The sequence below is a fragment of the Pseudomonas sp. NFX71 genome, from assembly GCF_048079215.1.
GTDB lineage: Bacteria > Pseudomonadota > Gammaproteobacteria > Pseudomonadales > Pseudomonadaceae > Aquipseudomonas > Aquipseudomonas fluorescens_B.
Genome location: NZ_CP182230.1, coordinates 4,553,220 through 4,575,058 on the forward strand (window position 1 = coordinate 4,553,220; position 21,839 = coordinate 4,575,058).

Below are 21,839 nucleotides of genomic sequence, written 5' to 3' on the forward strand. Positions count from 1 at the left end.
GCATGGGGCCGGATGATGCTCACAGGGCGATCAACCGGATCGGGCTGCCTTCGCTCACGTTCAGGGCCGTGCACATCTCGGTGCTCAGGGGCACGGGATGTCCGGCGGTGTACTCCAGATCGGCGACGATGGCACGATAGTCCTTCAACGAATCGTTACTCACGAGATAGCGGCCGCGAGCATCGATGACGTCGCCCGGTGTTGCCGTGCCGGTCTGGCTTTGCGCGATGGAACGGATGCTGGCGAGACGCGCGTACAAGGTCGGGCCGCCGTCGAACAGGTCGATGTAGCTGTTGGTCTCGAACCCCTCGCGTTCAAGGATATCGAAGGCTTCCTGGCCATCGGGGTGGATGCGGCCGATGCAGTCCTGCGCCGCCTGGGGCAGCATCGGCACGTAGATCGGGTATTGCGGCATCAGTTCGGCCAGGAACGTCCGGCTCTCCAGCCCGCAAAGGCGCTCGGCCTCGGCGTAGGGCAAGTCGAAGAAATGTTTGCCCAGCGCATCCCAGAATGGCGACCCTCCTTCATCGTCGCTGTAGCCGACGATCTCGGTGATGACCGCTTCGGCAAAGCGCTGCGCATGAGCGGCAATGAACATCAGTCGCCCCCGTGACAGCAGTTCGGAGGACGGCGTACGCACCAGCGCCGCATCGATGTGAAAACCGCGCAGCAAGGTATGGCCGCTGAGGTCGTGACACAACGACAGCGCCGGCACGCCGTGCTCGATGTTCAGTTCTCGCGAGGCGCTGGTGAAATGGCGGTTGCGCAGGCTGTAGAACGGTTCGTCGAAACCGGCCGTGGCGAGGATCTCCGAGCAGCCTGCCAGGCGTCGGTTCGTCAGGTCCTCCAGCACGAAGAAGTAGTTTTCCGGGCCATGACCCTGGACGTCTTTGGCGATCGAGGCGCAGGAGTCGAGAATCCGCTCACGCAAGCGTTCGGTATCGTCCGGCAAGGACGTGACGCCGACCAGGCTTTCGCGCGCCAGTCGCTGCAGCTGGGGCAGGTCGGTTAACTCCACTGGGCGTAAGACCAGCATGGATGCACTCCTGTATCAAAGGGTTCGGCGATTGGCACGAACCTGACTATCACTGTCGGTTTCCACGCGTTTAATCGGCGGTCGCTTGATGGCTTGCCAGCGCCGCTCTTTTTCTAATCAGTCGTTATTCGGGACAGCACTGTTTCGGCGTCCCATGCAATTGAGAGGCCGGTCGGGTTCTGGCAACGGAGGCGGTGGTTCATGTCTCTGGGAGAGGGCATCCGGGCTCCTGCTGGATGGGGGGGTGTTGTTTACATTTTATAATCCGTTACAGCAGTATTTATTTATCCCGCGCCCCATGTCTAGTGAATTTTTGCGCGGTCCTGTCCAGCCCCAATATGGGGCGAAATGCCCGTAGGTCGGGGGCTACACGGATGTCGATCAGCGTTGTAGGCCCTCGCTGACAGTGATGTCGGAGATCGCTGTTTTTTAGGGAGGATCGGTGTAATGAAACGCCCCCGATCGCACTTCTTACGGCACAATTACGCCTGAATGGTGGCTTGACGCCGTTTTCTTTTCCTTAAACCGAGTGATCTTTCGTGCAGGCAACCCGTTTGACCCTGATGTGCCACGCTCGAACCGTCGCACAGAAATTGGCGCGTTTTCCTACGGATGAGCCTGTTGAGATGGATTGGCAATCGGCACAAGGCTCCCTTCGTTCCCGGTTCAAGGGGACGCCGCGGCTGTTCAGCGGACCGGAACGTCGAGCACGGCAAACCGCCGGGTTGTTCGGCAGTGATGTGGAGATTGTCGAGGCGCTGAGGGATTGCGATTTTGGACGCTGGAACGGCGCGCAGATCGATGATCTGCAGAAATCCGAACCGCAGGCACTGCAGGCCTGGCTCGATGATCCGCATTCCGCGCCTCACGGTGGCGAGTCGGTAGCAAAACTGGGTGACCGGGTGGCTGCATGGCTCAAGACACTGGAAGCTACGCCGGGCCACATCGTTGCCATCACCCATCCATTTGTCATTCGTGCGGCGTTGACCCAGGTGTTGCAAAGCCCGTCGTTTAATCGGGTCGACGTCGAACCGCTGTCAGCTATCGAGTTGCGGTTCAATGGTTGCTGGCGTTTGCGTTTGTCGAGCGCTGACGTTGAGGGAGGGTATTAATGAAAAAACTGATGGTCATCGGCATCGGTGCCGGCAATCCCGACTACATCACGATGCAGGCCGTGAAGGCGCTGAACCTGGTTGATGTGTTTTTCCTGATGGACAAAGGCCAGAGCAAGGACAAGCTGATCGACCTGCGTCGCGAGATTTGCGAACGCTACATCAGCGAACACGTTTACCGCTTCGTTGAAGCGCATAGTCCGGAGCGTGAGCGCGGTGATGTGGACTACAAGGCCAGTGTGGAAGATCTGAACCTTGCCAAGCAGCTGACCTTCGAGCGGCTGATCAATGAGGAAATGTCCGACGGCCAGTGCGGCGGTTTCCTCGTGTGGGGCGATCCGGCGTTGTATGACAGCACCATCAGAATCCTGCAGGCGATTCTGGCGTCGGGCCGATGTGACTTCGAGTTTGAAGTGATCCCCGGCATCACCAGCGTTCAGGCGTTGGCGGCGCAGCACAAGGTGCCGCTGAACCGGATCGGTCGATCCATTGAAATCACTACCGGCAGGCGGTTGGCGGCCGGGCAGGTGAGTGATGCCGACAGCCTGGTGGTGATGCTGGACGCGGAAGACTCCTACCATCAGGTGGCGGATCAGGAGACAGAGATTTACTGGGGCGCTTACCTGGGGACGCCGGATGAAATCCTCATCAGCGGCAAGCTCAAGGACGTGGCGGATGAGATCGAGCGGGTGCGCAAGGCCGCGCGGTTGGCCAACGGGTGGATTATGGATACGTATCTTTTGCGTAAGCCTTGAGGTCAGGGGGGCACGGGCCTCAAATTCCCGTTTTGACCTCCCGTCCAAACCGCTCCCGATACACCGACGGCGGCACGCCGACCACGTTGCGAAACGCCACCCGGAAACTTTCCACCGAGCGATAGCCGCAATGTTCGGCAATCCGGTCGGTGTTCTGGCTCGTGCTTTCCAGCAACTCCCGAGCCCGCGCCAGGCGTTCATGTTGCAACCACGCTTTGGGCGGCATACCGGTCGCTTCTGTGAACCGACGCAGAAAAGTGCGCTCACTCATGGCCGCTTCGCTGGCCAGGTCGCGAACCTCCAGGGGTTCATGCAAGCGCTCACGAGCCCACTGCATCACGCGTGAAAGATCGCTGCGCGGCGTAGGACTGACCGGTGTCGGAATGAACTGCGCCTGGCCGCCGGTGCGTTGCGGTGACATCACCAGTCGCCGCGCCACCGAATTGGCCACTTGCGTACCGAAATCCCGCGCCACCAGGTGCAGGCAGGCATCGATACCGGCAGCGCTGCCCGCTGAGGTAATCAGTTGCCCCGAGTCGACGTAAAGTACGTCGGGGTCCACCAGAATGTTCGGGAATCGCTCGGCCAGTTCCGCGGTGTAGCGCCAATGCGTGGTAGCGCCGTGACCGTCGAGCAAACCGGTCGCCGCCAGCACGAACACACCGGAGCAGATCGACAGCAACCGCGCCCCGCGCGCATGGGCCTGACGCAGGGCCGCGAGCAACGTTTCGGGCACCGGGGCGCTGCGATCACGCCAGCCGGGAATGATGATGGTTCGGGCGTCGCGGAGCAGTTCCATGCCGCCATCGGCCAGCACCTGAATCCCGCCCATGGCGCGCATCGGGCCCTGGTCGACGGCGGCGATCCGGTGCTCGTACCAGGGGAAATCGAACTCCGGCCGTGCCAGGCCGAAGATCTCCACGGCGATGCCGAACTCGAATGTGCAGAGGCCATCGTAGGCCAGAATCGCGACCAATCCAGGGGTGGGCTGCATTTGGCGGAAAGTTCCCGGTGAGTGTCTTGTGCGCCACTTTAGCCGCTGGCGACTGGGGAATAAAGTCTTCTCACACCCACCGAGACACTGGAGTACGACCCATGACCAGCCTGGTCCGCAATGTTCCCGCCGCACCATCGGCCATTGCCCTGATGCATTTCAGCAACCGTCTGACCTTTGAAACCGACTGTTCCGACGTCTACAACAGTCAACAGGCGGGGGACGTGGATTTTGTCCTGGTGGACGTGCGCGGTCCGCAGGCGTTCGAGCGCGGACATGTGCCGGGCGCAATCAATTTGCCGGTGCGACTGCTGACCGCCGAAGGATTGGTGGGTTACGGTAAATCCACGCTGTTCGTGGTGTATTGCGCCGGGCCACACTGCAACGGTGCCAACAAGGCCGCGGTGAAACTGGCGGCGCTGGGTTACCCGGTCAAGGAAATGATCGGCGGGGTGACCGGGTGGCTGGATGAAGGACTTGAGTTGAGCGCACAGGTGCAACAGCCTGCGGTGACCGTCATCGGTTGCGAATGCTGAACTTCAGGCAACGCTGATCAAATGTGGCGAGGGAGCTTGCTCCCACTGGGTCGCGAAGCGGCCCCAGAAACTGCGACCCGATTCGTTCAGTCACTGCGCATTCGCAAGGACTGCGACCGCTTCGCAGCCGAGCGGGAGCAAGCTCCCTCGCCACAAAAGCACCTGCCGTAAACCTTCTGCCACTAAAGCACTTGCCACATTTACCACAAAGGCATCGGCCACCGAGTCAGCGGGCGCCTGAAGCCGCCCACCATTTGTCCAGCGTCGCCTGCAACCAGTCAAAAACGGCTGCATGGGCGGCGCTGTCCGGTTCTCCCCGCGGCAACGGCGACTCATCGGCAAAGTGCGCATTGAGCGTCGCCACCGATTCTGCATTCCACTCCGGATGAAACTGCAACCCCACCCGCGCAGGGCCTACCCGATACATCTGCTGCTCGCACTGATCGCTGCTGGCCAGCAACTGCGCGCCGGGTGGCAGGTCTATCGCATCTTCGTGCCACTCCAGCACTTTCAGCTCCTGGCCATCGGCGAACGTCACTGAGGTCCAGCCCGTTTCAGTCCGATCCATCCGCCGCACATTTCCGCCCAGACCCAGCGCCAATAACTGCGCTCCCAGGCATATCGCAAACACCGCAGCGCCTCGATCCAGGCAGCCCGCAAGCCACTGCCGTTCGGCCTCCAGCCACACCGGTCCGGCGTTGGACTCATAAGGCCCGCCCAACACAATCAGCGGTTGCGCACTCACGGGTGGTAACTGGCCTAGGTCTGCACGAAAGACATTCAACGGCAGTCCCCGCAACTCGGCCCACTCGGCAATCGCGCCCGGACCTTCAGCCGGGTGGTGCTGGATCAGGTTCAGCCCGCGCATTTCATTGTTCATTCAGCTCGCCTTTTTTATAAATATTTGTCGCCTATGCACAATTTGCACGCCGACAGCCGCTCTAGACTGCCCGCCACTTCGGTCTTCTCCAATAAAAAAGCTCTGACCGAAAGCTACCAATCGAACGCTGCCAATAAAAGCCTCCGCACACAGGAGTTATAAATGAAGAAGCTAGTGATGTTCGGTGCCCTGGCACTGTCGATGTTGTCCCTGACCGCCGTGGCCGAAGACGCCAAGCCGATCCGCATCGGTATCGAAGCCGGTTACCCGCCATTCTCGATGAAGACCCCTGATGGCAAACTCACCGGTTTCGACGTCGATATCGGCGACGCGCTGTGCGAGCAGATGAAAGCGAAGTGTGTCTGGGTCGAGCAAGAGTTCGACGGCCTGATCCCGGCCCTGAAGGTCAAGAAAATCGACGCGATCCTGTCGTCCATGACCATCACCGACGACCGTAAGAAAAACGTCGATTTCACCATCAAGTACTACCACACCCCGGCGCGCTTCGTGATGAAGGAAGGCTCCGACGTCAAAGACCCGTTGACCGAACTCAAGGGCAAGAAAGTCGGTGTGCTGCGCGCCAGTACCCACGACCGCTTCGCCACTGAAGTGCTGCAACCGGCCGGCATTATCCTGGTGCGTTACGGCTCCCAGCAGGAAGCCAACCTGGACATGGTCTCCGGCCGCCTCGACGCGATGCTGGCCGACTCGGTCAACCTCGACGACGGTTTCCTGAAAACCGATGCCGGGAAAGGCTTCGCGTTTGTTGGTCCGACCTATGAAGACGCCAAGTACTTCGGCGGCGGTGCCGGCATTGCGGTGCGCAAGGGTGATAAAGAGCTGGCGGACAAATTCAACACCGCCATCACTGAAATCCGCGCTAACGGCAAGTACAAGCAAGTGCAGGACAAGTATTTTGACTTTGACGTATACGGTCATTAATACGCTGTAAAAAAGTGGCCTCCGTTGACGCGGTGGCCGCTTTTTTTATGCTGTCATTTCTATGAAATGAGAACCCTGTGGGAGCGAGCCTGCTCGCGATAGCGACCTGTCAGTCGACATTAATGTTGAATGTCAGTCCGCTATCGCGAGCAGGCTCGCTCCCACAGGGGACCTCACTGTTTTGATATTCAGGAGTTCTCCCATGCAACGCATTGACCATCCACTGCCCTGGAGCCACCTGGGCACCGAACGCTCCCTCAGCGTGTTTCGTTATGGCGCCGGCACCCGCAAGGTTTACATCCAGGCCAGCTTGCACGCGGATGAATTGCCAGGGATGCGCACGGCCTGGGAACTGAAGAAACGCCTGGCAGAACTGGAAACCCAGGGCCAGTTGCAAGGCGTGATCGAACTGGTGCCGGTGGCCAATCCCATCGGTCTGGACCAGCACCTGCAAGGCAGCCACATGGGCCGTTTCGAACTTGGCAGCGGCAAGAACTTCAACCGCTCGTTCGTCGAGTTGAGCGCGCCAGTGGGCGAATTGATCGGCGACCGGTTGGGTGCCGATGCAAGCGCCAATATCGCGTTGATTCGTCAGACCATGGGCCAGGTGCTCGAGGATTTGCCTGCACCCAAATCGCAACTGGAAGCCATGCACCGTTTGCTGTTGCGCCACGCCTGCGACGCCGACATCACCCTCGACCTGCATTGCGATTTCGAAGCGGCCATTCATATTTATGCACTGCCGCAACACTGGCCGCAGTGGCAGCCACTGGCGGCTCGCTTGAAGGCGGGCGTGGCGTTGCTGTGTGAAGATTCTGGCGGCAGTTCATTCGACGAATCCTGCTCCTCGCCGTGGTTGCGACTGGCCAGGGCGTTTCCCGAGGCGGCGATTCCGCCGGCCAACCTGGCGACAACGCTGGAGCTGGGCAGCATGGGCGATACCCGCGTCGATCAGGCCCAAGCCAATTGCGAGGCTATTCTCGGGTTCCTCGCCGAACAGGGTTTCATCAAAGGCACCTGGCCAGCGGCACCGAGTGAATGTTGTGAAGGCATGCCGTTCGAAGGCACGGAGTATCTGTTTGCGCCCCATCATGGCGTGGTCAGTTTCCTGCGCGATGCGGGTGAATGGGTGGAGCAGGGGGATGCGTTGTTTGAAGTGGTTGATCCGTTGAACGACCGGGTCACTACGGTGCGCGCCGGGACCAGCGGGGTGTTGTTTGCGATTGATCGTGGGCGCTATACGCAACCCGGGACGTGGCAGGCGAAGGTGGCGGGGCGTGAGCCGATTCGGGCCGGGAAGTTGATCAACGACTGACCGCAAGTTTTTTAGTGCTCTATCGAGCCTCTTCGCGAGCAAGCCCCCACATTTGAAACGCCTTCCCCTGTGGGAGCGGGCTTGCTCGCGAAGAGGCCATGCGGGGCAGCGAAAATCCCTCGACCGGCTTCACAATGTTAGGCTCTGCCCCGAATCCTGCGCTTTGTGAAGGAAGGTTTATGTTGAAGGTTCTCGCTCTGCTGACACTCCTGGCGTCCGCCGCCGTCCACGCTCAAACCCCGCTGCACACTGATCTGCCGCTCAAGTACCTGGCGCAAGCCAACCCCGAATCGGTCAATCAGCCTCTGGTTATTTTTCTCCACGGCTACGGCAGTAACGAACAGGACCTGTTCGGCATCAAGGATGAATTGCCTGCCCAATACAACTTCCTGTCGGTGCGGGCTCCGATGGTGATGGAAGAGGGCAGTTATCAATGGTTTCGCAAGAAAGGCGAAGGTGCCTACAACGGCGAGACGGATGATCTGAAGGCCAGCGGCCAGGTGTTGCTGGATTTCATCTCACAGGCTGCGAAGAAATATCACACAGAACCGAACAAGGTTTTCCTGGTGGGCTTCAGTCAGGGCGCGATCATGTCCTACGAGGTCGCGCTACGTCATCCCGAGGCGGTGGGCGGGATTGCCGCGTTGAGCGGGCGGATTCTGCCGGTGCTCAAGTCAGCGCTCAAACCGGATGAAAAACGCCAGAAACTGGCGATTTTCATCGGGCATGGCACGGCGGACAAACGCCTTCCCTTCAACGACGGCACTGAAGCGGACAGCCTGTTGCAGAGCCTGTCACTCAAACCCGAGTTCCATGCCTACCCGGGTGTCGGGCACAGCATCAGTGCCACCGAGATGCAGGACTTGAGCGCCTGGTTGCAGCGGCTCAACCCTTGAGCCTTACTTGCCGCTGACGATCTGTTTGACCAGCGCTTCGTGGCCGGCATTGTCGCTGAGGCGGGAAATCACCTGAACCAGCGCCATGCGCGTGCCCGAGGCAGCCATCAGCGTGGTATCGAGGGTTTTGCCGCCGCCCTGGGTGGCGATGCTGTCGATCTGTCGCAGCCCCAGGCCGGTGCCTTTCTGAGTGATGCTTTTTTCGCTGAGCTTGGTGAAATCCGGCAGTGCCTTGGCTTGCTCGGTGGCGAAGTCGGACGCCGTGGCGTCGAGGAACTCACCGTCGTTGTCCTTGGCATTGACGCCACCGGGGATGGTGTTTTCAGCAGCGATCACCACGGTTTTCGTGGTTTCGTTGGTGTACATGGTGCCACTCGCGCCGGTCGAGCTCGGTGGCAGAGGGTTGGCGATGAAGCCCTTGGGCAGGGTGAAGGTGAATTTATTGCCCAGCATCGAGACTTTCTGCGTCGACGCCGCCTCTTTGGCCACGACCTTGGCAGCCTGCGCGTTCAAAGCCCCCAGGCTGGCAACCGCCAGCAGCAGGACAACGGCTTTTTTACTCAACAGTGACATTCAAAATCTCCAGGGTGGTCTCGCGGTGGGGGGCGATCATCCCATGGAGGTCGTGAAGCATTCCAGCGTGGGCTAACGGACGGTCGGGTAAACCGCTTTTGAATGTAGCCAGTGTCCCCGTAGTGAGAGCCGAGCCCTCACCACGGGAACGAGTATCGCAAACGGCTTACTGCGCCTGATTCTGCGGAAACAGATTGCGGCGGGTTTCTTCGTCGAACTCGGCCTTCAACACCAGTTTCTCTTTAAGACCCTGGGCACGCTGCGCTGCCGGACGGGCGCTGATTTCATCGAACAGACGCTTGACGTTCGGGTACGCCGCCAGGCCATTCTCGCCGAGGATGTACGGCGCATAACCGGCCCAGCCCCAGAGCGCCATGTCGGCGATGCTGTAGGTGTCGCCTGCCAGATAGGGATGATCGGCCAGGCGCTGGTCGAGCACGCGGTAATGGCGTTCGACTTCCTTGAGATAGCGGTTTTTCGCGTAAGCCAGGTCTTCCGGTGCGTGATGCAGGAAATGCACAGCCTGGCCGGAGAACGGCGACAGGCCGGTGGCGATGAACATCAGCCACGACAGCAGTTCGGCTTGCCCGGTGATCGAGGTCGGCAGGAAGCGTTGATGTTTTTGCGCGAGGTGCAGCAGGATTGCCTGGGAGTCGAAGACGGTAGCGTCGCCATCGACCAAGGCTGGCACCTTGGCGTTCGGGTTGATCGCCAGGAACGCTGGCTGATGTTGCTCGCCCTTGAAGGTGTCGACGCCGATCAATTCGTACGGCGTTTGCAGCTCTTCGAGCAGCAGGGCAACTTTCATCGGGTTGGGCGAAGGGTGGAAAAAGAACTTCATGGTGTAGGCCTCAGTCAGTGATGGGTAAGTAACTGAGGCTGATGGTCGGCTAAACCCGTTCGATTGACGTACGAGGTTGTTGTTCTATTCGTTCGAAATAGTTGAACGAGTTGTCGGTGTATTCACGGGTTTGGCCAACAGGCGTTTGGTGACGCCGAGCATGGCCACGGAGACCGCGACACCGACGCCGAACCCGCTCAGGCCCATGACGGGCAACGTCAGTGCTAGGACGAGGCAGAACGCTGCGAATGAATACATGCCCGTCGCTGTGGCTCGCAACAAGGCCGCAGTAAAGGCTGGCCCGCGGGTTTGCTGGGAAAACACTGCCATCACGCTGCCCAATACCGGGAACACCGCGAGCAAGCCGCTCCAGCGTTCGCCGACGGTGCTCGCCAGTAAGGTCACGGCGAGGGTGAGCAGGGCGCCAGCGATCATGCGCAGCAACAATTTATCGGACTTGGGTGCGGAGCCTGAAACGATGGGCTGTACGGTCGGGAACAGATACGGCGCCGCCAGCAGCGCAGTCGCGGCGGCGATGACGGAGAACGTGAGGGACGGCGGGATCACCGATAGCACAACGGCTGCCGTCGCCCAGACCAGCAGCGAAACGGTCAGTGCCCATGGCCATCCAGTCCGTTGTGCGACCTGGGCGTAGGTGACGCAGAAGGCGATCATCGCAAACATCGCGGATAACGCGGCGCTGGCCGATTGCGCGGCAAACACTTCGCCTTGCTCGATGGCGAGGAAAAACAGAATCGGCCCGACCACCACCGGCAACCCCGACAGCCAACCGGCGACGCTCGGACCCCAGCGTTTGCCCGCGAGGGAGATCAGCAAGAGAAACCCGGGAATGACCAGCAGTTTGAGCAGCAGCACGCTTGCGCCTCCGACCTGTGTGAGGGGCAACGTTAGCATTGTGGGTGGCGGATTGCTCTATGGATATCGATGTTTTGTATACAAAGCGTCAGGTTTCAAAAGATCACCTTCCCTACGGGTTTTGCCTGTACATCAGTTCGAGTGAAACGTCTAAGCTGCCCCTCCCGTCTGTTTTCTGGAATAAGTGCGTGAAATTCAGTTTGCCCAAAGTCGCCACTGCGCCATTTTGCCCGCCGGAAGTGGCGGGCAGCGTTGCCGTTGACCCTCGCGCGTCATTCTTCAAGCGTGTCCTGCGTTTCGCCGGTCCGGGTTTGCTGGTGTCCATCGGCTACATGGACCCGGGTAACTGGGCCACCGCCATCGAGGCCGGTTCGCGGTTTGGCTACAGCCTGTTGTTCGTGGTGCTGCTGGCCAGTCTGGCGGGCATGGTGGTGCAGTGTTTGTGCTCGCGCCTGGGCATTGCCACCGGGCGGGACCTGGCGCAGTTGTCCCGCGAACGCTACAGCACGCGCACCGCGCGCACCCAATGGTTACTGGCGGAAATCTCGATCATCGCCACCGACCTTGCCGAAGTACTCGGCTGTGCGTTGGCATTCCATCTGTTGCTGGGTTGCTCGCTGACCTTCGGCATCGCCCTCACGGCGTTCGACACGCTGTTGGTGCTGGCCCTGCAGAATCGGGGCTTCCGCCGACTGGAAGCGATCATGCTGGTGCTGGTGAGCACCATCGGTGTGTGTTTCTTCGTTGAGTTGCTGTTGATCAAGCCTTACTGGCCAGACGTCGCACGGGGATTCACGCCGTCGTTGTCCGCCATCGGCGATGCTGCGCCGCTGTACCTGGCCATCGGGATTCTCGGGGCCACGGTGATGCCGCATAACCTGTACCTGCACACCTCGATCGTACAGACCCGGATGATCGGCAAGGACCTGGCCAGCAAGCAGGACGCCGTGAAGCTGGCGCGTATCGACACCATCGGCTCCCTGGCACTGGCGTTGCTGGTCAACGCCGCGATCCTGATTCTCGCGGCGGCGGCATTCCACAAGACCGGGCACACCGACGTGGTGGACATCCAGGACGCCTATCACCTGCTTGATCCACTGGTGGGCGGGGCGTTGGCCAGCGTGTTGTTTGGCGTTGCGTTGCTGGCGTCCGGTCAGAGTTCGACGTTCACCGGCACCATCGCGGGGCAGGTGATCATGGAGGGTTACCTGAACCTGCGGATCCCCTGCTGGCAACGGCGGTTGATTACACGAGGGCTGGCGCTGATCCCGGCGTTTATCGGCGTGTGGCTGATGGGGGACGATGCGATTGGCAAGCTGCTGGTGCTGAGCCAGGTGGTGTTGAGTTTGCAGCTGCCGTTTGCGCTTTATCCGCTGATCCGGATGACCAACGACCAGAAATTGATGGGGCCGTTTGTGAACCGGCTGCCGACGCGGGTGTTGGCGTGGGGATTGTTTGTGGTGATCAGTGGGGCGAATAGCTGGTTGATTCTGCAGTTTTTGGCGTGACTGTCAGGGCTTCATCGCAGTCTTCCTCAGGCAAAAGGACCCCGGTGCGTCTGATGTCTGCCAGCCCTTTGTGGCGAGGGAGCTTGCTCGCGCCGGGTTGCGAAGCAGCCCTGAAATCTCGGCAACTGTCGAAGATTTTGGGAGCGCTGCGCACTCCAGCGGGAGCAAGCCCCCTCGCCACAAAAGCTAGCCCTGCAGAAACACCGGGGGTGTTGCCGGACGGCAGCGGATCTTCGTGGGTCCCCGCGCCGTCCGTTGAACGCGTTACGCTCGTTCGAGTGCCAGCGCCACGCCCTGACCGCCACCGATGCACAGGGTGGCAAGGCCTTTCTTGGCGTCACGCTTGATCATTTCGTGCAGCAGGGTCACCAGCACGCGGCAACCTGACGCACCAATCGGGTGGCCCAGCGCAATGGCACCGCCGTTGACGTTGACCTTGTTCAAGTCCCATTCCAGGTCCTTGGCCACCGCCAGGGATTGCGCGGCGAAGGCTTCGTTGGCTTCAACCAGCTCAAGCTGGTCGATGGTCCAGCCGGCCTTGTCCAGGCAACGGCGAGTGGCCGACACCGGACCGATGCCCATGATCGCCGGGTCCACGCCCGCGTTGGCGTAAGCGGCGATTTTTGCCAGCACCGGCAAACCCAGGGCCTTGGCTTTTTCCGCGCTCATCAGGATCACGGCGGCGGCGCCATCGTTCAGGGACGAAGCGTTACCGGCGGTCACCGAACCGTCCTTCTTGAAGGCAGCTTTCAGTTTGCCCAGGGATTCGGCGGTGGTGCCGGCCCGTGGCTGCTCGTCGGTGGCGAAGGACAGTGGGTCGCCCTTGCGCTGCGGAATCAGGATCGGCGTGATCTCATCGGCAAAACGCCCGGCTTCGATAGCGGCCACGGCTTTCTGTTGCGAGGCCGCCGCGAAGGCGTCCTGTTGTTCGCGGGTCAGGTTGTACTTGTCTGCCAGGTTCTCGGCGGTGATGCCCATGTGGTAATCGTTGAACGCATCCCACAGGCCGTCGCTGATCATGGTGTCGACGATTTGCGCGTGACCCATGCGCAGGCCGGTGCGCGCCCCGGGCATGACGTAGTTGGACAGGCTCATGTTTTCCTGACCGCCCGCGATGATCACGTCGGCGTCGCCGCAGCGAATCGCCTGGGCGCCCAGGTGCAGTGCCTTGAGACCCGAGCCGCAGACCTTGTTCAGGGTCATCGCCGGTACAGCGAACGGCAGGCCGGCCTTGATCGACGCCTGGCGCGCAGGGTTTTGCCCGGCGCCGGCGGTCAGCACCTGGCCCATGATCACTTCATCGACTTCAGCAGGGTCCAGACCGGTTTGCGCCAGCAACTGACGGATCACCGCGGCGCCGAGGTCAACGGCGGACACATTGGCCAGCGAACCCTGGAAACTGCCGATGGCGGTACGGGTGGCGGCAACAATGACGACTTCTTGCATGGAATGATTCCTCACTGGTCAGCGAACTGCATTTCCGGAACGTGATCAGGCACGATCAGTTTACCGGCGGTCTTGGCGACGATTTCCTCGACGCTTACACCCGGCGCCCGTTCCTTGAGAATGAACGCGCCGTTTTCGATTTCAAGATACGCCAGGTCAGTCAGGACGCGCTTGATGCAACCGGCACCGGTCAGCGGCAGGCTGCATTGGGACAAGAGCTTGGACTCACCGTCCTTGGACGCATGGGTCATGATAACGATGATGTTGTCTGCGCCGGCCACCAGGTCCATGGCGCCGCCCATGCCCTTGACCAGCTTGCCAGGGATCATCCACGAGGCGATGTTGCCTTGCACGTCGACTTCAAAGGCGCCCAGCACGGTCAGGTCGACATGACCACCGCGGATCATCGCGAAGGACTCGGCCGAGGAAAAGATCGACGCACCGATCCGCGCGGTCACGGTTTGTTTGCCGGCGTTGATCATGTCGGCGTCGATGGTTTCTTCAGTGGGGAAGGGACCCATGCCGAGCAGGCCGTTCTCCGACTGCAGCATGACTTCCATGCCTTCAGGAATGTAGTTGGCGACCAGGGTCGGAATGCCGATGCCCAGGTTCACGTAGAAGCCGTCCTGCATTTCGCGGGCGACGCGTTGAGCCATTTGTTCGCGGGAAAGTGCCATTGTTGTTATTCCTTCATTCGGTCCGGGGGCAGGGGATCACTTACGCACGGTGCGCTGTTCGATGCGCTTCTCGAACGTGCCGCAAATGACCCGGTCGACGTAGATGCCAGGGGTGTGGATCTGCGACGGTTCCAGCTCGCCGGGTTCAACGATTTCTTCGACTTCGACCACGGTGATCTTGCCGGCGGTGGCCGCCAGCGGGTTGAAGTTCTGGGCGGTGTGGCGATAGATGACGTTGCCGAAATGGTCGGCTTTCCAGCCTTTGACGATGGCGAAGTCACCGGTGATGGATTCTTCCATCAGGTACTTGCGACCGTGGAACTCGCGCACTTCCTTGCCTTCGGCAACAGGTGTGCCGACACCGGTGGCGGTGAAGAAGGCCGGGATGCCGGCGCCGCCCGCGCGCATTTTTTCGGCGAGGGTGCCTTGGGGGGTCAGGACGACTTCGATTTCGCCTTTGAGCAGTTGGTCTTCGAACAGTTTGTTCTCACCGACGTAGGAGGCCACTACTTTGCGGATCTGCCGGTCTTCCAGCAGGACACCGAGACCGAAACCGTCGACGCCGCAGTTGTTGGAGACCACGGTGAGGTCACGGGTGCCTTTGCGCTTGATCTCGGCGATCAGGTTTTCCGGAATGCCGCAGAGGCCAAAGCCACCCGCGATCACGGTCATGCCGTCTTCAAGACCTGCCAGAGCTTCCTCGTAGGAACTCACGCGCTTGTCGAAACCTGCCATATGCACCTCTTTTATTCTTTGTGGGCGGCTGGCTAGCCGTATGGGATGAAGTGTCTCGCTCGATGATTTATTTGTTAAGTTGATTTTTAAGGTTGATTGATAGATAAAACTCACCAATCCGTAGGAGCTGCCGGAGGCTTCGATCTTTTGATCTTCAGCGATTTCAGCATCGCCCAGTAAAAATCAAAAGATCGCAGCCTTCGGCAGCTCCTACAATACCTCGGAGATACCGCAGATGACCGTTAAGCAGATCCGCGCCTTTCTGGCCGTGGCCCAGAGCCTGAGCTTTGCCGTGGCCTGCGAGCGGTTGCACCTGTCGCAATCGGCCCTGAGCCTGACCATCAAGGCGCTGGAGGAGGGCCTGGGCGGACGGCTGTTTACGCGTAACACGCGCAATGTGGCGCTGACCGCTGAAGGTGAGTCGCTGGTGCCGTTGGCCCGTCGATTGATCGCCGACTGGGACAACGCCGAAGATGAGCTGCGCCAGCGTTTTACCCTGCAACGCGGACGGGTGACGCTGGCGGCGATGCCGTCGTTTGCCGGCAACCTGTTGCCGCCCATCCTCAAGACGTTTCGTGCGCGCTATCCGAAGGTCAACGTCACGGTGAATGATGTGATCAACGAACAGGTGCTGGAGATGGTGCGTGATCGGCAGGTCGAGCTGGGTGTGGCATTTGAGCCGACGCAGAGTTCGTCGCTGGCGTTCACGCCGCTGTACATCGACCGTTTCGTTGCGGTGGTGCCGTTTGATTCCGCGTTTGCTGAACGGGACGATATCGACTGGCAGACGTTGCTTGAACAACCGTTCATTACCTTGCAGCGACCGTCCACGGTACGGGTGATGCTGGAAGAGCACTTGCAGGCGCGAGGGATGAAGTTGCCGGTGGAGTTCGAAAGCCATCAGTTGGCGACGGTCGGAAGAATGGTTGCCAGCGGGCTTGGGGTGAGTGCGGTGCCGGCGTTGTGTGCCGGACAGATGCGCGAGTTGGGCGCGCGGTGCATCACGTTACGCGACCCGGTCGTGGAAAGGGCGATTGGTGTGTTGACCAAACCGGGGATTGAATTATCGGCGGCGGCGCAGGCGTTGTTCGATATTTTGAAGGAGGAAAACCTGGGCCAACGCGGTTCCATGGACTGATCACTGTCCACCTGATGTGGGAGCCAGCCAGCCTGCTGGCGATAGCGGTATGCCAGTGACCGTGAATGCTGGATGTGCTGACCCAATCGCCAGCAGGCTGGCTCCCACAAGGGGTAGTGGCGTCAGGTGGAGAGGCGTTGAGCCAGCAGCGGCAACAGCTGTTCGCAGGAGGCTTCAATCTTCAGGTCCAGGAGATCGTCCGCCCGTGTCTTCCCCAGGTTGATTGCCAGCAACGGCTTGCCCTGATCCGCCACTGCCCGGCACAAACGAAACGCCGAATACGCCATCAACGACGACCCGACCACCAGCAGGCCCGCGGCTTTCTCGACCGCCGCCATCGCTTTGGCTGCCGTCTGTTGCGCCACGTTCTCGCCAAAAAACACCACATCCGGTTTCATCCGTTCACCGGCGCAATGCGGGCATTGCGGCACCTGGAAGCGCGCCTCGAACGCCGAATCGAGCAAGGTATCGCCATCCGGCGCCTGTACCGCGTCGACACCGGCCAGGTAAGGGTTCTGCGCTTCCATCAACTGCTGGATCGAGTCGCGTTCGCTGCGTTGCCCGCAATCCAGACACAACACCCGGTGCAGGCTGCCATGCAGTTCAATCACCTCGTGACTGCCGGCCTGATCGTGCAAGGTGTCGACATTCTGGGTAATCAATCCGCCGATCCGCCGAGTGCTTTGCAGACTGGCCAACGCCTCGTGCGCCACATTTGGTTGTGCCAGGCGCACCCGCGGCCAGCCGAGCATCGCCCGCGCCCAATAGCGGCGCCGGGATTCCGGGGCGGAGAGAAATTCCTGATACATCATCGGCTGCCGGCCACGCCGTATGCCCTGATTGTCGCGGTAGTCCGGAATGCCCGACGGGGTGCTGATGCCGGCACCGGTCAGGACCACAAACGGTTGGTCGGCCATGAGCTGCTGGAGCCGGTCGAGTTGTTCGCGGGTACGGCTGTCGAGCATGTTCAACACTCCGATGGGGCCTGCAGGCGCTGCCGAAGGCTGCGATTTTTTGACTTTCAGCGATTTCAGCATCGACCAATAAAATCCAAAGATCGCAGCCTTCGGCAGCTCCTACAGTAATCGGTTCGCAGTCCGCGGTCACCGGTGCTTATTTACGCGCTTCCAGAATCAGGTTGAACGGCGTTTCCGTGGCTCGACGGAATGTCTTGAATCCGGCCTCGGTAAACACTTTGCGCAGTCGCGCCTCACCCGCCTGGGCGCCGAGCCCGAGCCCGACCTCCTGGGACAGGGAGTTCGGCGTACAGATGAAGGTCGAAGCCGCGTAGAACAACCGGCCGACCGGGGTGACGTTGTCGTCGAGCTTGTCATTGGCGAACGGTTCCACCAGCAGCACCGTACCGTCGGGTTTCAGCGAATCATAAGCGTGCCGGGCTGCACCCACCGGATCGCCCATATCGTGCAGGCAGTCGAAATAGCAGACCAGGTCGTAGTCATCACCCGGATAGCTTTTCGCCGTGCCCTGGAAGAACCGCGCCCGGCCGGCCACGCCGCCTTCTTCAGCACGCTGGGTGGCGACGGTGACGGACGGGGCGTGGTAATCGAAGCCGACGAACCGCGAATCCGGAAACGCCTGGGCCATGATCACCGTCGAGGCACCATGGCCGCAGCCGATGTCGGCGACTTTGGCGCCCGCTTCGAGTTTGGCGACGACGCCGTCTAGGGCCGGTAGCCATTCGGTGATCAAGTGCGCTTTGTAGCCGGGGCGGAAGAATCGCTCTGTGCCGCTGAACATGCACGGATGGTGATCGCCCCAGGCCAGGGCCCCGTTGCCGCGCATGGCGTTGACCAGTTTGTCCTTGTCATGGAAAAACGACGCGACCACCCCGACACCACCGGCGATGTAGACCGGCGAATCTTCGATGGCCAGGGCCAGGGCTTGTTCTTCGGGCAGACGGAACAGGCCGTCACTGTGTTCCATATAGCCGGAAGCGGCGTGGGCGCTGAGCCATTCGCGCAGCAGACGGGGGTTGCAGCCGGTCTTGTCGGCAAGTGCTTCAGGGGTGATTGGCTGGCTGTCGGCCATGGCCCGGTACAGGCCGAGCTCTTCGCCGAGGATGACGTTGGCGAGCATGGCCGCACCGCCCATGTCGTTCACCAGTTTGCCCATGAAATCGTTGAGTCTGGCCTCGTCCATCATGTGTGCTCCTTCAGCAGGATCACGGTCCAGAGGCATTGTTTTCGAGGCGTTCAGCTCTGGGCGGTGGTCGTGGGAATGAACAGGACAATAACCGCGTCCTGGGTGCTCTAAGTTTAGTCCGGTGGTTGTGGGCCGCCGGCCGCAGCGACGAAAGCCCATCCTCCAGACACCCCCAATCCCCTGTGGGAACCCGCAGGGGATTGGGGGTGTGTATCTCACTGTATCTAAACACCACCCCGACACATTCCAGTTCATTCCCCGCCACTGCCGAACACAGCCCAGATACAAACCTGCGATGAACTGCATAGGCCGCTTGGCGCCCTATACACCGTGAAGGGGACAACAATGACCATGCTTCTGCCTGAAACCGACCTGAATTCCACCCCCGTCGATCGCCTGCGCGTCGACCAATACACCAACGGCCTCATCGGCCCGAGCCAGCCGATGCTCGGCCCATTGGCCGACGGTGGCACCCTGATCACCGGCACGCCGCCGGGCTGTTGGGGGCCGATGATTACGCCAGCCTTCGAGGGCGGCCATGAAGTCACTCAACCGGTGGCCATCGCCGGTGCCGAAATCGGCGATGCCGTGGCGATCAAGATCAAAAGCCTGCGCGTCACGTCGCTGGCCACCTCGTCCGGGGTGATGAGTTTTGTCGAAGGCCGATACAACGGCGACCCGTTCGTTTCGAAATTCTGCAGCAAATGCGGCACCGAACACCCGGCCAGTCACGTCGAAGGCATCGGCGAGGATTCGATTCGCTGCAACAACTGTGGCGCCGAGGTCAGCGCGTTCCGTTTCAGCCACGGTTACGTGATCGTGTTCGATGCGCAGAACCAGGTCAGCCTGACCGTCAATCAGGACATCGCCAATCAACTGGCCGGCAACGCCTCCGAAATGTCGGCGCTGCCGGAATTCGCCGCCCAGCATTCGATCCTGTCCCTGGCCCGCGCTGACATTCCCGGCGTCGCCGCGCACATGCGGCCGTTCCTCGGCAACATCGGCACCACGCCGTCGCGGGACTTGCCGGACTCGCACAACTGCGCCGATTTCGGCCAGTACCTGATCGGCGCGCCGCACCGTTTCGGCATGACCCGCGAAGAACTGCACGCGGCCAAGACCGACGGTCACATGGACACCAACTCGATCCGCGAAGGCTGCGTGCTGATCTGCCCGGTGAAAGTCCCGGGTGCCGGCGTGTACATGGGCGACATGCATGCCCAGCAGGGCAACGGCGAAATCGCCGGGCACGCCACCGACTGCTCCGGGGAAACCGAAGTGCAGGTCGAAGTGATCAAGAACCTGACCCTGGAAGGGCCGATCCTCCTGCAGAACCTCGACGATCTGCCGCCGATGGCCCGGCCGATGAATGCCCGGCAGCGGCAGAAAGTCCGTGAGCTGGGCGAGCGCTGGGGTCAGCATGACATCGAAGAGAGCGGCCCGATCACCTTCATCGGCAGTGGCGAAAACCTTAACGTGGCGGTGGAAAACGGCCTGAAACGCGCCGCCTCGGTTACCGGCCTGCCGTATGACGAAGTACTCAACCGCGCGACCATCACCGGTTCCATCGACATCAGCCGCTTGCCGGGCACTGTGCGCGTGACGTTCCTGTGCCCGATGCCGGTGCTGGATCGCATGGGCATTGGCCATCTGGTTCGCGAGAAATACGACCTGGCGTAACGCCACCGGCGGGTCTGTACCGAAGTGTGTACAGACCCGCCGGCGATACAACCGCTGCGATTTTCTGCCGGAACGGAACACAGGCCCGATACACCGCTTCGGTTAACTGTGATTCTGTTCTGGCAACCCCTGAGATCGACATCATGCAGACTTCCCTCACATCAACGAAGGCCACCGTCGGACTTGGCCTGCGTCGCGGTTTAATGAAGGACCTCCAGGCCGCCCCGGTGGGCGATTTCGACTTCCTGGAAGTCGCGCCGGAGAACTGGATCGGCATCGGCGGCGCCCATGGCGCGGCGTTGCGCGCCCTGGCCGAGCGGTATCCGCTGTCCTGCCACGGTCTGTCACTGTCACTGGGCGGGCCGGCGCCGCTGGACGTCGGGTTTTTGCAGGAAGTCCGGGGTTTTCTTGATCAATACAACGTGCCGCTGTACAGCGAACACCTGAGCTACTGCAGCGATGACGGCCACCTTTACGACCTGTTGCCGCTGCCCTTTACCGAAGAAGCGGTGCATCACGTCGCCGCGCGCATTCGCCAGTCCCAGGACATCCTCGGTCGGCGCCTGGCGGTGGAAAATGTCTCTTACTACGCCGCGCCACAGCAAGACATGGACGAGCTGACGTTCACCAATGCGGTGCTGCGCGAAGCCGATTGCGACCTGTTGCTGGACGTCAACAATGTGTACGTCAACTCGATCAACCACGGTTTCGATCCGCAGACCTTTCTGGCCGGCATCGATTCGGGGCGGGTGGTGGCGATGCACATAGCCGGGCATTTCGATGAGTCCGATACCTTGAAAATCGACACCCATGGCGCCTCGGTGAAGCCAGTGGTCTGGTCGTTGCTGGCCGAGGCCTATGCCCGGTTCGGCGCGCAACCGACGTTGCTGGAGCGGGATTTCAATTTCCCTGCGTTCTCTGAATTGGTCGCCGAATTGCGAACCATCCGCAGCTTGCAGGCCAAGGGGATGAACCGTGGATAAACCCACCCTGTTTCAACAGCAGAACACCCTGGGTCTTTACCTGCGCGACCCGGAACACTGCGCGCCACCGGCCGGGATGGATGTGGCGCGGGCGCAGGTTTACCGCGACTTGATTTTCAACAACCTGTCGATGCTGCTCAGCGGCACTTTTCCGGTGTTGATCAAGATTCTGGGTGATGAGCACTGGCGTTCGCTGATGCGGATCTTCCTGCGGGACTACCGCGCGCACACGCCGAAATTCGGTGAGATCGCCCAGGAATTCGTCGAGTTTCTCGCCGCACAGCCGCCGGCGTTGAACGACGGGCCGTGGCCGCCTTTCATGGTGGAGCTGGCGCATTACGAGTGGGTCGAGATGGCGTTGCAGCAGTCCGAGGCCGAGCCGTTACCGGCGAGCGACGCCGGGGCGCTGCTGGATCGACCGTTGCGGATTTCGCCGCTGGCCTGGCCGTTGGCGTATGCCTGGCCGGTGCATTTGGTCGGACCGGATTATCAACCGGACGCTGTACCGGCCGAGCCGACGTTGCTGCTGGTGCGGCGGGTTGAGGACTGGAGTGTGAAGTTTTCCGCGCTTAGCCCCTTGGCGTGGCGGTTGTTGCAGCGCATTGGAGAGTTTCCCGTACTGAACGGGCGCGCGCAGCTGGAGGGATTGGCCGTCGAGGCAGGAACCACCGGATCGCAGGACTTCATCGACAGCGGGACGGCGTTGTTGCGGCAGATGCAGGGAGAAGGGGTGGTTGGCGTAATTGCCTGACC

Annotated in this window: 22 protein-coding genes; 11 read left to right on the forward strand and 11 right to left on the reverse strand. The window is 60.9% G+C overall.

Features of this window, described 5'->3' with window-relative positions; all coding sequences use genetic code 11:
* Positions 1 to 19: 19 nt before the first annotated feature.
* The gene (locus ACM1ZW_RS21340) at positions 20 to 1,036 is read right to left on the reverse strand and encodes an arginine N-succinyltransferase (protein WP_416739290.1); all 1,017 of its coding nucleotides are present in this window, start codon (positions 1,034 to 1,036) and stop codon (positions 20 to 22) included.
* A 539-nt stretch (positions 1,037 to 1,575) separates the two neighbouring features.
* On the opposite strand from ACM1ZW_RS21340, the gene ACM1ZW_RS21345 reads away from it, so the two are divergent.
* Together ACM1ZW_RS21345 and cobF are read left to right on the forward strand one after the other, a co-directional pair.
* A complete protein-coding gene (locus tag ACM1ZW_RS21345) occupies positions 1,576 to 2,148 on the forward strand; it encodes a histidine phosphatase family protein (RefSeq protein WP_017338003.1) in 573 nt (190 codons plus the stop codon).
* Entirely contained in the window at positions 2,148 to 2,903 is a 756-nt protein-coding gene (gene cobF, locus ACM1ZW_RS21350; RefSeq protein WP_414878892.1) for a precorrin-6A synthase (deacetylating), read from the forward strand. The genes ACM1ZW_RS21345 and cobF overlap by 1 nt, the downstream gene beginning before the upstream one ends.
* 19 nt (positions 2,904 to 2,922) lie before the next feature.
* Here cobF and ftrA read toward each other — a convergent pair whose 3' ends face one another.
* The gene (gene ftrA / locus ACM1ZW_RS21355) at positions 2,923 to 3,897 is read right to left on the reverse strand and encodes a transcriptional regulator FtrA (RefSeq protein ID WP_416739291.1); all 975 of its coding nucleotides are present in this window, start codon (positions 3,895 to 3,897) and stop codon (positions 2,923 to 2,925) included.
* Between the two features lie 101 nt (positions 3,898 to 3,998).
* On the opposite strand from ftrA, the gene ACM1ZW_RS21360 reads away from it, so the two are divergent.
* On the forward strand, positions 3,999 to 4,433 hold the full coding sequence (locus ACM1ZW_RS21360; RefSeq protein ID WP_416739292.1) for a rhodanese-like domain-containing protein: 435 nt from the start codon (positions 3,999 to 4,001) through the stop codon (positions 4,431 to 4,433).
* Between the two features lie 226 nt (positions 4,434 to 4,659).
* Here the strand turns inward: ACM1ZW_RS21360 and ACM1ZW_RS21365 are convergent, their stop codons facing one another.
* The gene (locus tag ACM1ZW_RS21365; protein WP_414884715.1) at positions 4,660 to 5,301 is read right to left on the reverse strand and encodes a type 1 glutamine amidotransferase; all 642 of its coding nucleotides are present in this window, start codon (positions 5,299 to 5,301) and stop codon (positions 4,660 to 4,662) included.
* A 174-nt stretch (positions 5,302 to 5,475) separates the two neighbouring features.
* On the opposite strand from ACM1ZW_RS21365, the gene ACM1ZW_RS21370 reads away from it, so the two are divergent.
* From ACM1ZW_RS21370 to ACM1ZW_RS21380, 3 genes are all read left to right on the forward strand, one after another.
* Positions 5,476 to 6,255 carry an ABC transporter substrate-binding protein gene (locus ACM1ZW_RS21370; RefSeq protein ID WP_414878896.1) on the forward strand — a complete coding sequence of 260 codons (780 nt, stop codon included), beginning with the start codon at positions 5,476 to 5,478 and terminating at the stop codon, positions 6,253 to 6,255.
* A gap of 202 nt (positions 6,256 to 6,457) precedes the next feature.
* On the forward strand, positions 6,458 to 7,570 hold the full coding sequence (locus ACM1ZW_RS21375) for a succinylglutamate desuccinylase/aspartoacylase family protein (RefSeq protein WP_416739293.1): 1,113 nt from the start codon (positions 6,458 to 6,460) through the stop codon (positions 7,568 to 7,570).
* A gap of 179 nt (positions 7,571 to 7,749) precedes the next feature.
* Positions 7,750 to 8,466 carry an alpha/beta hydrolase gene (locus tag ACM1ZW_RS21380; RefSeq protein WP_017338010.1) on the forward strand — a complete coding sequence of 239 codons (717 nt, stop codon included), beginning with the start codon at positions 7,750 to 7,752 and terminating at the stop codon, positions 8,464 to 8,466.
* Positions 8,467 to 8,469: 3 nt separating this feature from the next.
* On the opposite strand, the gene ACM1ZW_RS21385 is transcribed toward ACM1ZW_RS21380, so the two are convergent.
* From ACM1ZW_RS21385 to ACM1ZW_RS21395, 3 genes are all read right to left on the reverse strand, one after another.
* Positions 8,470 to 9,039 (reverse strand): hypothetical protein, encoded by a 570-nt coding sequence (locus ACM1ZW_RS21385; RefSeq protein ID WP_414878899.1) that lies wholly within the window; start codon positions 9,037 to 9,039, stop codon positions 8,470 to 8,472.
* 166 nt (positions 9,040 to 9,205) lie between these two features.
* Entirely contained in the window at positions 9,206 to 9,880 is a 675-nt protein-coding gene (locus ACM1ZW_RS21390) for a glutathione S-transferase family protein (RefSeq protein WP_017338012.1), read from the reverse strand.
* Positions 9,881 to 9,964: 84 nt separating this feature from the next.
* Positions 9,965 to 10,756 carry a hypothetical protein gene (locus ACM1ZW_RS21395; RefSeq protein ID WP_414878901.1) on the reverse strand — a complete coding sequence of 264 codons (792 nt, stop codon included), beginning with the start codon at positions 10,754 to 10,756 and terminating at the stop codon, positions 9,965 to 9,967.
* A gap of 188 nt (positions 10,757 to 10,944) precedes the next feature.
* On the opposite strand from ACM1ZW_RS21395, the gene ACM1ZW_RS21400 reads away from it, so the two are divergent.
* On the forward strand, positions 10,945 to 12,264 hold the full coding sequence (locus ACM1ZW_RS21400; RefSeq protein WP_017338014.1) for an Nramp family divalent metal transporter: 1,320 nt from the start codon (positions 10,945 to 10,947) through the stop codon (positions 12,262 to 12,264).
* Positions 12,265 to 12,528: 264 nt separating this feature from the next.
* Here the strand turns inward: ACM1ZW_RS21400 and ACM1ZW_RS21405 are convergent, their stop codons facing one another.
* From ACM1ZW_RS21405 to ACM1ZW_RS21415, 3 genes are read right to left on the reverse strand one after another with little or no spacing between them, the layout of a single operon-like run.
* Entirely contained in the window at positions 12,529 to 13,710 is a 1,182-nt protein-coding gene (locus ACM1ZW_RS21405; protein ID WP_414878902.1) for an acetyl-CoA C-acetyltransferase, read from the reverse strand.
* 11 nt (positions 13,711 to 13,721) lie between these two features.
* Positions 13,722 to 14,387 (reverse strand): CoA transferase subunit B, encoded by a 666-nt coding sequence (locus ACM1ZW_RS21410; protein WP_017338016.1) that lies wholly within the window; start codon positions 14,385 to 14,387, stop codon positions 13,722 to 13,724.
* A 36-nt stretch (positions 14,388 to 14,423) separates the two neighbouring features.
* The gene (locus ACM1ZW_RS21415; protein WP_017338017.1) at positions 14,424 to 15,122 is read right to left on the reverse strand and encodes a CoA transferase subunit A; all 699 of its coding nucleotides are present in this window, start codon (positions 15,120 to 15,122) and stop codon (positions 14,424 to 14,426) included.
* A gap of 235 nt (positions 15,123 to 15,357) precedes the next feature.
* Here ACM1ZW_RS21415 and ACM1ZW_RS21420 point away from each other — a divergent pair, with 235 nt between their 5' ends.
* Positions 15,358 to 16,260: a LysR substrate-binding domain-containing protein gene (locus ACM1ZW_RS21420; RefSeq protein ID WP_416739294.1), complete on the forward strand. Its 903-nt coding sequence runs from the start codon at positions 15,358 to 15,360 to the stop codon at positions 16,258 to 16,260.
* 122 nt (positions 16,261 to 16,382) lie between these two features.
* Here ACM1ZW_RS21420 and ACM1ZW_RS21425 read toward each other — a convergent pair whose 3' ends face one another.
* Positions 16,383 to 17,225 (reverse strand): NAD-dependent protein deacetylase, encoded by an 843-nt coding sequence (locus tag ACM1ZW_RS21425; RefSeq protein ID WP_031318725.1) that lies wholly within the window; start codon positions 17,223 to 17,225, stop codon positions 16,383 to 16,385.
* A 148-nt stretch (positions 17,226 to 17,373) separates the two neighbouring features.
* Positions 17,374 to 18,420 (reverse strand): class I SAM-dependent methyltransferase, encoded by a 1,047-nt coding sequence (locus ACM1ZW_RS21430; protein WP_416739295.1) that lies wholly within the window; start codon positions 18,418 to 18,420, stop codon positions 17,374 to 17,376.
* Between the two features lie 348 nt (positions 18,421 to 18,768).
* Here ACM1ZW_RS21430 and ACM1ZW_RS21435 point away from each other — a divergent pair, with 348 nt between their 5' ends.
* The 3 genes from ACM1ZW_RS21435 (at position 18,769) to ACM1ZW_RS21445 (ending at position 21,837) form a co-directional block, all read left to right on the forward strand.
* The gene (locus tag ACM1ZW_RS21435) at positions 18,769 to 20,103 is read left to right on the forward strand and encodes an acetamidase/formamidase family protein (RefSeq protein ID WP_416739296.1); all 1,335 of its coding nucleotides are present in this window, start codon (positions 18,769 to 18,771) and stop codon (positions 20,101 to 20,103) included.
* A gap of 143 nt (positions 20,104 to 20,246) precedes the next feature.
* Positions 20,247 to 21,086 (forward strand): DUF692 domain-containing protein, encoded by an 840-nt coding sequence (locus ACM1ZW_RS21440; RefSeq protein WP_416739297.1) that lies wholly within the window; start codon positions 20,247 to 20,249, stop codon positions 21,084 to 21,086.
* On the forward strand, positions 21,079 to 21,837 hold the full coding sequence (locus tag ACM1ZW_RS21445) for a DNA-binding domain-containing protein (RefSeq protein ID WP_416739298.1): 759 nt from the start codon (positions 21,079 to 21,081) through the stop codon (positions 21,835 to 21,837). The genes ACM1ZW_RS21440 and ACM1ZW_RS21445 overlap by 8 nt, the downstream gene beginning before the upstream one ends.
* Positions 21,838 to 21,839 lie beyond the last annotated feature (2 nt).